7 protein-coding genes are annotated in these 9,998 nt (G+C 59.4%); 5 read left to right on the top strand and 2 right to left on the bottom strand.

Features of this window, described 5'->3' with window-relative positions; genetic code table 11:
* Positions 1-77: 77 nt before the first annotated feature.
* Positions 78-782, bottom strand: a complete 705-nt coding sequence (locus C167_RS0100565; protein ID WP_017516341.1) for a response regulator — start codon at positions 780-782, stop codon at positions 78-80.
* Positions 783-1,579: 797 nt separating this feature from the next.
* Here C167_RS0100565 and C167_RS0100555 point away from each other — a divergent pair.
* The 5 genes from C167_RS0100555 to C167_RS0100540 all read left to right on the top strand — a co-directional run bounded on the left by C167_RS0100555 (position 1,580) and on the right by C167_RS0100540 (position 8,501).
* Positions 1,580-4,468 (top strand): ribonucleoside-diphosphate reductase subunit alpha, encoded by a 2,889-nt coding sequence (locus C167_RS0100555; RefSeq protein ID WP_017516339.1) that lies wholly within the window; start codon positions 1,580-1,582, stop codon positions 4,466-4,468.
* Between the two features lie 201 nt (positions 4,469-4,669).
* The gene (locus C167_RS0100550; RefSeq protein WP_017516338.1) at positions 4,670-5,917 is read left to right on the top strand and encodes a ribonucleotide-diphosphate reductase subunit beta; all 1,248 of its coding nucleotides are present in this window, start codon (positions 4,670-4,672) and stop codon (positions 5,915-5,917) included.
* Positions 5,918-6,060: 143 nt separating this feature from the next.
* Positions 6,061-6,660 carry a DarT ssDNA thymidine ADP-ribosyltransferase family protein gene (locus C167_RS33460; RefSeq protein ID WP_157791801.1) on the top strand — a complete coding sequence of 200 codons (600 nt, stop codon included), beginning with the start codon at positions 6,061-6,063 and terminating at the stop codon, positions 6,658-6,660.
* Positions 6,661-6,662: 2 nt separating this feature from the next.
* The gene (locus C167_RS33455; RefSeq protein WP_026078711.1) at positions 6,663-7,685 is read left to right on the top strand and encodes a macro domain-containing protein; all 1,023 of its coding nucleotides are present in this window, start codon (positions 6,663-6,665) and stop codon (positions 7,683-7,685) included.
* Between the two features lie 345 nt (positions 7,686-8,030).
* Positions 8,031-8,501, top strand: a complete 471-nt coding sequence (locus C167_RS0100540) for a Bro-N domain-containing protein (protein ID WP_017516336.1) — start codon at positions 8,031-8,033, stop codon at positions 8,499-8,501.
* 1,124 nt (positions 8,502-9,625) lie between these two features.
* On the opposite strand, the gene C167_RS0100530 is transcribed toward C167_RS0100540, so the two are convergent.
* On the bottom strand, positions 9,626-9,998 hold a 373-nt coding region (locus C167_RS0100530; RefSeq protein WP_017516335.1), incomplete at its 5' end, for an isochorismatase family protein.

The raw sequence follows: 9,998 nt of genomic DNA, 5'->3' as shown, positions 1-9,998 counted from the left end.
CCTCACCCCAGCCCTCTCCCAGAGGGAGAGGGCTGGGGTGAGGGCCAGCCCGAGAACCAAACTCACCCGGCCACGCCTCAAAGCTCCCCGACGAACAGGTAGCCCTTGCTGCGCACCGTCTTGATCAGGCGCGGGTGCATCGGGTCGTCGCCGATCTTCGGGCGGATGCGTGAGATGCGCACGTCGATGGAGCGGTCCTGGCCGTCGTACTCGATGCCGCGCAGGGCGTTGAAGATCTCCTCGCGGGAGAGGATGCGACCGGCGTTGGCCGCCAGCAGCCAGAGCAGGTCGAACTCGGCGCTGGTCAGCTCGATGGTCTGCTCGTCCAGCCAGGCCTCGCGCATGGCGTTGTCGATCACCAGCTTGCCGAAAGTCAGGCGCTTGCCTCCCGGCGCCGGCGCGGCCTCGGCCGGCTCGCTGCGGCGCAGCAGGGCGCGAATTCGCGCGAGCAACACGCGCGGGCGCACCGGCTTGCACACGTAGTCGTCGGCGCCCATCTCAAGGCCTTGTACCTGGTCCATGTCGTCGGTGCGTGCGGTGAGCATCAGGATCGGCCCGTCGTAATCCGGGCGCAGGCGCTTGCAGATGGACAGCCCATCCTCGCCCGGCAACATCAGGTCGAGCACGACCAGATCCGGCCGCTCGGCCAGCACCCGCTCCACCGCCTTGCCGCCATGGGACTCGATGGACACCGCCAGGCCGTTGCTCTCCAGGTAGTCCTGGGTCAGCTCGGCCAATCGCTGGTCGTCCTCGACGATGAGAATGCGCGCTTCTTGTTCCACCTTGCCTCCTGATGCGCCATGAGCGAGCACGGGCCCCACCCTACTATAGAGAGCGACTGTAGAGAGCCCGCAAAAGCGGCCGGCATTGTAGCCAGATTGCCAGCGCGGCCGCACGCCAGCGGCGTAAACCGGCATTGCGCAAAAAGGTCAAGGGTTGCTGCGATAGAAACACTACATATTGTGGTAGTGTTCTTCCCCGCGCAGTGCCCCTGTCTCGTGTGAAAAATCTGTCACCAACCACGACGAACGGTGAAAGGCAGTCAGCATCAGGGATAGCGCGAGTTACCCCGCTTCACCCACATTCCATGCACATTTTATCCACAGCTTTTCCCCGACCTCCCGCCTTGCAAACACCCCCTTAGCGCATTATCTTGTATCCCCGTTGCGGTAGACCCCTACATCTTGGGGTTACAGCAGCGAACCGGACACAAGAAGAAAGTCGAAATCCCGAGCCTGTTCCACGGCTCCTCCGGTTCCACCACAGCGTATTCCAGACGGTCTGATGTGCCACGCGGCCCCGCCCGCAAGGAGCGATTCATGTCGATGGAAATGCGGTACGGGTGTTGCAACGTAACGTTCAACACCACTAGGTATTGTGGTCCCGGCCCGTAAAGCCGGCACCCGAGTCGGGCCAGGGAGGCGCTTCGGGTCATCTCCCCCTGTTCCAGAAGAATTCCAGCTTGCGGCTGCATCCGCGGGCGACTGCTCTTTTTGTTCTTTATTTCGCTCCTTGCTTTTGAGATGGCGCCCCTGGCGCCGGCAACAAACCCATTACGAGAACGTGGAGACAACCACCCATGCAAATCGACACCACTCGCGAGAACCCGCAGGCCAACGCGCCGCAGGCCGCCGAATCCGCCCAGGATCTGGCTGCCACCGCGCCCGGCCAGCTGCGCGTGATCAAGCGCAACGGCACCGTAGTTCCCTACACCGATGACAAGATCACCGTAGCCATCACCAAGGCGTTCCTCGCCGTGGAAGGCGGCACCGCCGCCGCCTCGTCGCGCATCCATGAGACCGTGCGCCGCCTGACCGAACAGGTCACCGCGACCTTCAAGCGCCGCATGCCCTCCGGTGGCACCATCCACATCGAAGAAATCCAGGACCAGGTCGAACTGTCCCTGATGCGCGCCGGCGAGCAGAAAGTCGCCCGCGACTACGTGATCTACCGCGAAGCCCGTGCCAACGAGCGCAAGACCGCAGGCAGCGCCAGCGACATCGCCCAGCCGCACCCGAGCATCCGCATCACCAAGGCCGACGGCAGCACCCAGCCGCTGGACATGGGCCGCCTGCAGACCATCATCCGCGAAGCCTGCGAAGGCCTGGCCGAAGTCGATGGCGCCCTGATCGAACGCGAGACCCTGAAGAACCTGTACGACGGCGTGGCCGAGAAGGACGTCAACACCGCCCTGGTGATGACCGCCCGTACCCTGGTCGAGCGCGAGCCGAACTACTCCTACGTCACCGCCCGCCTGCTGATGGACACCCTGCGCGCCGAAGCGCTGGGCTTCCTGGGCGTGGCCGACAGCGCCACCCACCACGAGATGGCCGACCTGTACGCCAAGGCCCTGGCCGCCTACGTCGAGAAAGGCGCCGAGTTCGAGCTGATCGACAGCAAGCTGAAAGAGTTCGACCTGGCAAAGCTGGGCGCCGCGATCAACCACGAACGCGACCAGCAGTTCACCTACCTCGGCCTGCAGACCCTGTACGACCGCTACTTCATCCACAAGGACGGCATCCGTTTCGAACTGCCGCAGGTCTTCTTCATGCGCGTGGCCATGGGCCTGGCCATCGAAGAGAAGGACCGTGAAGCTCGCGCCATCGAGTTCTACAACCTGCTCTCGTCGTTCGACTACATGTCGTCGACCCCGACCCTGTTCAACGCCGGCACCCTGCGTCCGCAGCTGTCGTCCTGCTACCTGACCACCGTGCCGGACGACCTGTCGGGCATCTACAACGCGATCCACGACAACGCCATGCTGTCGAAATTCGCCGGTGGCCTGGGCAACGACTGGACTCCGGTGCGCGCGCTGGGCTCCTACATCAAGGGCACCAACGGCAAGTCCCAGGGCGTGGTTCCGTTCCTGAAGGTGGTGAACGACACCGCGGTGGCCGTAAACCAGGGCGGCAAGCGCAAGGGCGCCGTCTGCGCCTACCTGGAAACCTGGCACCTGGACATCGAGGAATTCCTCGAGCTGCGCAAGAACACCGGTGACGACCGTCGCCGTACCCACGACATGAACACCGCGAACTGGATTCCGGACCTGTTCATGAAGCGCGTCTTCGACGACGGCAAGTGGACCCTGTTCTCCCCGTCCGAAGTACCGGACCTGCATGATCTGACCGGCAAGGCCTTCGAAGAGCGCTACGAGTATTACGAAGCCCTGACCGAGTACAACAAGATCAAGGTGTTCAAGGTCGTCCAGGCCAAGGACCTGTGGCGCAAGATGCTCTCCATGCTCTTCGAGACCGGCCACCCGTGGCTGACCTTCAAGGACCCGTGCAACCTGCGCAGCCCGCAACAGCACGTGGGCGTGGTCCACAGCTCGAACCTGTGCACCGAGATCACCCTGAACACCAACAAGGACGAGATCGCGGTCTGCAACCTGGGCTCGATCAACCTGGTCAACCACATCGTCGACGGCAAGCTGGACACCGCCAAGCTCGAGAAGACCGTGAAGACCGCCGTTCGCATGCTCGATAACGTTATCGACATCAACTACTACTCGGTCCCGCAGGCTCGCAACTCGAACCTCAAGCACCGTCCGGTCGGCCTGGGCATCATGGGCTTCCAGGACGCGCTGTACCTGCAGCACATCCCGTACGGCTCGGACGCTGCCATCGAGTTCGCCGACAAGTCCATGGAAGCGGTGAGCTACTTCGCCATCCAGGCCTCCTGTGACCTGGCCGACGAGCGTGGCGCCTACGAGACCTTCGACGGCTCCCTGTGGTCCAAGGGCATCCTGCCGCTGGACTCCCAGCAGATCCTCATCGAGGCCCGTGGCCAGAAGTACATCGACGTCGACCTCACCGAATCCCTCGACTGGGCTCCGGTCCGTGCCCGCGTACAGAAAGGCATCCGCAACTCGAACATCATGGCCATCGCGCCGACCGCGACCATCGCCAACATCACCGGCGTCTCGCAGTCCATCGAGCCGACCTACCAGAACCTGTACGTGAAATCGAACCTCTCCGGCGAGTTCACCGTGATCAACCCCTACCTGGTTCGCGACCTGAAAGCGCGCGGCCTGTGGGACCCGGTCATGGTCAACGACCTGAAGTACTACGACGGCTCCGTGCAGCAGATCGAGCGCATCCCGCAGGACCTGAAGGACCTGTACGCCACCGCCTTCGAAGTCGAGACCAAGTGGATCGTCGACGCCGCCAGCCGCCGCCAGAAGTGGATCGATCAGGCCCAGTCCCTGAACCTCTACATCGCCGGCGCCTCGGGCAAGAAGCTGGACGTGACCTACCGCATGGCCTGGTACCGTGGTCTGAAGACCACCTACTACCTCCGTGCCCTGGCCGCCACCAGCACCGAGAAGTCCACCATCAACACCGGCAAGCTCAACGCCGTGTCGGCCGGTGGCAACGATGGCCTGCAAGCTGCCGCCGCCGAGCCGCAACCGGCTCCGGTTCCGCAAGCCTGCTCCATCGACAACCCGGACTGCGAAGCCTGCCAGTAATGGAGTAGGCGGTCCTCGGAACGGTCCGCGCTCCGAGGCACCGCCAGAACTCCGCAGCTTCAACGTCCCCTCTCCCTTCAGGGAGAGGGTTAGGGAGAGGGGCTTTCAAAAGCCCTCCCCAAGTATTCAAAGCTTTCGCGTGCTCCATCACGCAACCAGACACCAGGCCGCCACAGAGTGGCCCACCAGGAGAGGACCCCCATGCTGAGCTGGGACGAATTCGACAAAGAAGACGCCACCGAAGCCAAGGCCGCCCCGGCCGTCGCCCAGGCCGCCGCGCAGAACGCTGACAAACTCGACGCCGACGCCGCTGGCTCCGTCGAAGAAGCGCGCGCCGTATCCGCCGACGACTCCGACGCCGTCGCCCGCGCCAAGCAGGCCCTCGACGCCCTGGACATCCAGGAAGGCCTGGACGATCTGGAAGGCTCCGCCGCCCGCGTACAGGTCGGCGACAAGCAGATGATCAACGCCCGGGCCGACCTCAACCAGCTCGTACCCTTCAAGTACGACTGGGCCTGGCAGAAGTATCTGGATGGTTGCGCCAACCACTGGATGCCCCAGGAAGTGAACATGAACGCCGACATTGCCCTGTGGAAGAGCAAGGACGGCCTGTCCGAAGACGAGCGCCGCATCGTCATGCGCAACCTCGGCTTCTTCTCCACCGCCGACTCCCTGGTGGCCAACAACCTGGTGCTGGCCGTGTACCGCCTGATCACCAACCCCGAGTGCCGCCAGTACATCCTGCGCCAGGCCTTCGAGGAAGCGATCCACACCCACGCCTACCAGTACTGCATCGAGTCGCTGGGCATGGATGAAGGCGAAATCTTCAACATGTACCACGAGATTCCTTCGGTCGCGAAGAAAGCCTCCTGGGGCCTGAAGTACACCCGCTCGATTTCCGACCCCGAGTTCAAGACCGGCACCCCGGAGACCGACCGCCAGTTCCTGCGCAACCTGATCGCCTACTACTGCGTCCTGGAAGGCATCTTCTTCTACTGCGGCTTCACCCAGATCCTCTCCATGGGCCGCCGCAACAAGATGACCGGCACCGCCGAGCAGTTCCAGTACATCCTGCGCGACGAATCCATGCACCTGAACTTCGGCATCGACGTGATCAACCAGATCAAGATCGAAAACCCGCACCTGTGGGATGCCCAGATGAAGGACGAGGCCACCCAGATGATCCTCCAGGGCACCCAGCTGGAGATCGAATACGCTCGCGACACCATGCCGCGTGGCGTACTGGGCATGAACGCCGCGATGATGGAGGACTACCTCAAGTTCATCGCCAACCGCCGCCTGACCCAGATCGGCCTCAAAGAGGAATACCCGGGCACCAGCAACCCGTTCCCGTGGATGAGCGAAATCATGGACCTCAAGAAGGAAAAGAACTTCTTCGAGACCCGCGTGATCGAGTACCAGACCGGCGGCGCGCTGAGCTGGGACTGACCTGAGCAGTAGAGGTAGCAACACCCAGTAAGAAGCTGTACAGTCAAGACCATTAGAGATCGCTGGACCTGATAGGATGTTGGGGGTAGCGGATAGAAGACCCCGACATGTTCGGGGTTTTTTATTTGAGCAGGAGCGAACAGATGGCAGGCGAAAGGAAACCAATCGAACAACAAAAATGGATTTACCATCTTTCCAGTATGGAAAATCTAGAGAGCATCCTTTCTCACGGACTGATTTCTAGATCGAAACTTAGATCTGCCTCCCACACTTTCTGTGATGTTGCCGATCCAGAGATTCTAGAGGGAAGAGCACAAAACGGATTGGACCAATACGTTCCATTCCATTTCTTCTCGAACAACCCATTTGATGGAAGAGTACAAAGCTCTCGGCGTGACGAAGAGTTCTTCTACATCTGCGTCACGCGAGAAACGGCCAAGAACTCAGGATACTCAATTTTACCAACCCATCCTCTTGCGAAAGAGCACCCTCAGCTTTTCGACTATGAGAATGGTTTTCAGCGAATTGACTGGCAGCGAATGAATACTAGAGACTACAAAGACCAAGAAACAAAGCTAGTATGCATGGCTGAATGCCTGTCGCCCGCAACAGTTCCACCTCAAGACTTCGACACATTATTATTCAAAAACACTGCCCAAGAAGCCCAAGCGAAAAAGATAGCCTTAAAGATAGGCATCAGAATCAGCACTTGGGCCAAACCTCAGTTTTTCACTAAGTTTTGAATATGATACGCCTAACCTCTGGAAACATACTCGAAGCCAGCTCCGAGGCAATAGTCAACACAGTAAACTGTGAGGGCTACATGGGGAAAGGTATTGCATATCAATTTAAACTAGAGTACCCAAGAAACTTCGAAAGCTACGCACTTGCTTGCAAAAGAGGCGAACTTCGCCCTGGACTTCTGCATATATTCTCTGAAGAAGGGAAGCTTATTGTAAACTTCCCCACCAAAGACAAATGGCGTGCAAAGTCGCGATACGAATTTATTTCAGACGGCCTAAGAACCCTTAGATCCGAAATATCAAATAGATCTATAAAATCAATTGCCATCCCCCCGTTAGGCTGTGGAAATGGAGGGTTAGAGTGGGCAAAAGTCAAGGAACTGATCTCTTCAGAACTTTCGGGACTTGATGATGTTGAAATAAATCTATATGAGCCAAGCAAAAGCTATAAGAGCCAACCTAAAAGAGAGCCAAGCCTTTCTTTGTCTCACTACTTGGTAATGGAAATAAAGCCATACCTACATCGATTCTCCAGATTCAGGCTACAGAAAACTGCATTCCTGATCGACTATCTAAATAACTCCGACTACTTCAAATTTGAGGCCCATCACTACGGCCCATATTCCCACTCCTTAGACATTGTCACAAAGGAAATTGCAGAATACCAAAGCTATCACAAGTCAGAGACGAGCGACGCAAAGAGAATTTTGGAGAAGAAACTACAAAGTGAAAACTTCTATCGCTCAGTAAAAAATCAGGAGCAGTTAATCCTGAACGCCGCTGACTTTGTGAATAAAATCGAAGACAATCAAGACCTAGAACTTTTCACCACTATTCTTTTTGTTATCCATAAAAAGAATGCGACTACACAACAAGAAATCATAAACACCATCGCAAAATGGTCAGATCGGAAGAACCGCCTATTTAGCGAGCAGGACATCATCAAGAGCATTCAAACTCTTGAAAGAGACGACATAATTAAAACCGATTTCCTGCACAACATAACAAAGAGTCAATCTGCGTAGTCAAGCTATTGACCCTACAACCATGACCCCTTACCCTCGCGCTCGGCGCCTAAGAAACGCCTCAACCAGAGCGGTCCACCGCACCCGATAGCTTTTGCGGCTTTTTTGCGCCCGTAGGTCTAACCACGTCCGCAGAAAAGGTCACTCGCGCTGTCGGGAGTGGGCTAATACAAGACCCGCAAGGGGAATACGTCCGGCCCGTCTCTGGTGGGTTTCTTAGCTCCCGACTCCAATTACGCCCTAAGAAGCGACCAGAGGTAATGGAAATGCCTTTCACCCCTAGCCTTCGCCCCGAAGGCGCTTCGCTGTACCCGCCCTCTTCGCCCTCCTTCCCGGAGGTGCGCCATGTCTGAAGAGTTCCTGATCCCCACCGAATTCATCCGCCACAAGCGCCTGCTGCGCGCCGTGCTGCTGGAAGACCAGTGCTGGTTCTGCGCCCACGACCTGGGCCGGCTGATCGGCGTGCCCTGGTTGGCCGAGCGCGTGGAGCGCAACCTGGACGACGACCAGTCCCGCCGCGCCTGGGTGCGCGATGGCAGCGGCGAGTACGTCGATGAGCTGCTGATCAGCGAGTCGGCGGTGTATGCGGCGTTGATTCACTACTTCCACCCGGAGAATCGCAGTGTGCGGCAGTGGTTGTCGCAGCAGGTGATTCCGACGCTGCGCGACCAGCACCGCACCGACCTGGGCGAGCCGCGCCGGGAAATGCTGCGCGGGCCGACGGAGTCGTTGTCGGTGTTGAAGTGGCAAGGCGTGTTGTGGGTGCCGTATCGGCAGTGGCCGGAGCTGAGCGCCCGGCTGGAGGGTGGTGCGTAGGATGGTGTGGAGCGGAGCGATACCTATCGCTCTGCTCTTCCCTTCCCTTCCCTTCCCTTCCCTTCGCTGATCTTCCGGAGCGGACTTTGTCCGCGATGCTCTTGCCTGTGGTTAGGTGTTCAGCGCCGCCTCGGCGTGCGCGCGGACTTCTCGTTTCGCCCCCTCGGGCGAGTTACTTTCTCAAACGCCAGAAAGTAACCAAAGGGCTTGCCCCTACATCCGGCTTTTCGCTTCGCGAAAAGTACCCTCGGTTCTTCGGAGTTTCAGGGGCCCGCGGCGAAGGGCCGTCCCTGGCCCATCGCCGCTCTCGCGACATCCATGTCGCTCAACCCCTGAAACGCCGATCACCTTCGGCCTACTGAAAGGGGCATTCGGAGTATGCGGATATTTTTCTGGAAGACTCAAAAAAGCCAAAGCGAGAGCCGGGGCCGAAGCCGGCAACTTTGTAGGAGCGAGCTTGCTCGCGAATCGCACTCTGCCGCCGCCCCGGCAATGGCTGATCGGGCGGCGCTCTGCGTGCTTGCAATGCTCATGCTGTGGGTGCGAGGGCATTGATGGGTATCGCTGCACTCCACGCCATCCTACGTTCGCGCTCCGGCGTGATTGCGAAGTGGATGGACACTCTGCGGCAGGCGAAATCCGATGCTGCGAAGAACGCGACTGCACAGATCTGGCTCTAGCTCTGGCTCCAAAAAGTCTTCCAGAAAAACACCCGCGCACTCCGAACGGCCCCGTTCAGGAGGCCTCGTTGAATTGGAGTTTCAGGGGTTGAGCGGCATGGATGCCGCGAGAGCGGCGATGGGCCAGGGATGGCCCTTCGCCGCGTGCCCCTGAAACTTCGATTCAACGAGGGAATTTTTCGCCTAGGCGAAAAACCGGATGTCCGGGGCAAGACCTTTGCCTCCTTTGGGGCGTTTGCTAAAGGTCGCCCGAGGGGGCGAAACAGGAAGTTCGCGCGCACGTCGAAGCGACGCGGGAAACCAAGGCGCGAGGCAGGCACATCGCGGACGGAGTCCGCTCCTAGAGTAAGCACCGTGCCACGCGGTTCGCGAGCAAGGTCGCTCCTACGAAAAGCAAAAAACCGGAGCCTCACGAGAGGCTCCGGCTTTCATTTCAACCGGCTGTTACTTGCCAGCGGTGAGCGCGTTGTAGCTGGTCATCAGATTCCGGTAGTCCGGAATGTGGTTCGAGCACAGCGCCGCCAGGCCTTCGATATCGTTGCGCCAGTCACGGTGCAGCTCACAGGCCACGCCGAACCAGGTCATCAGTTGGGCGCCGGCCGCTTCCATCCGGCGCCAGGCGGCGTCGCGGGTCATCTCGTTGAAGGTGCCGGAAGCATCGGCCACCACGAACACATCGAAACCTTCCGCCAGGGCCGCCAGCGCCGGGAACGCCACGCACACCTCGGTCACTACGCCGGCGATGATCAGTTGCTTCTTGCCGGTGGCCTTCACTGCTTTCACGAAGTCCTCGTTGTCCCAGGCGTTGATCTGGCCG

The sequence above is a fragment of the Pseudomonas nitroreducens TX1 genome (genome assembly GCF_000313755.1).
Classification (GTDB): domain Bacteria; phylum Pseudomonadota; class Gammaproteobacteria; order Pseudomonadales; family Pseudomonadaceae; genus Pseudomonas; species Pseudomonas nitroreducens_A.
The sequence above is the reverse complement of the archived record's forward strand: the minus strand, read 5'-3'. Positions and strand labels throughout refer to the sequence as shown.

What these genes read in the sequence shown, in the direction of transcription:
- C167_RS0100555 (WP_017516339.1), top strand. Translation starts at nt 1,580, where the DNA reads ATGCAAATCGACACCACTCGCGAGAACCCGCAGGCCAACGCGCCGCAG.
- C167_RS0100540 (WP_017516336.1), top strand. Translation starts at nt 8,031, where the DNA reads ATGTCTGAAGAGTTCCTGATCCCCACCGAATTCATCCGCCACAAGCGC.
- C167_RS33455 (WP_026078711.1), top strand. Translation starts at nt 6,663, where the DNA reads ATGATACGCCTAACCTCTGGAAACATACTCGAAGCCAGCTCCGAGGCA.
- C167_RS0100550 (WP_017516338.1), top strand. Translation starts at nt 4,670, where the DNA reads ATGCTGAGCTGGGACGAATTCGACAAAGAAGACGCCACCGAAGCCAAG.
- C167_RS33460 (WP_157791801.1), top strand. Translation starts at nt 6,061, where the DNA reads ATGGCAGGCGAAAGGAAACCAATCGAACAACAAAAATGGATTTACCAT.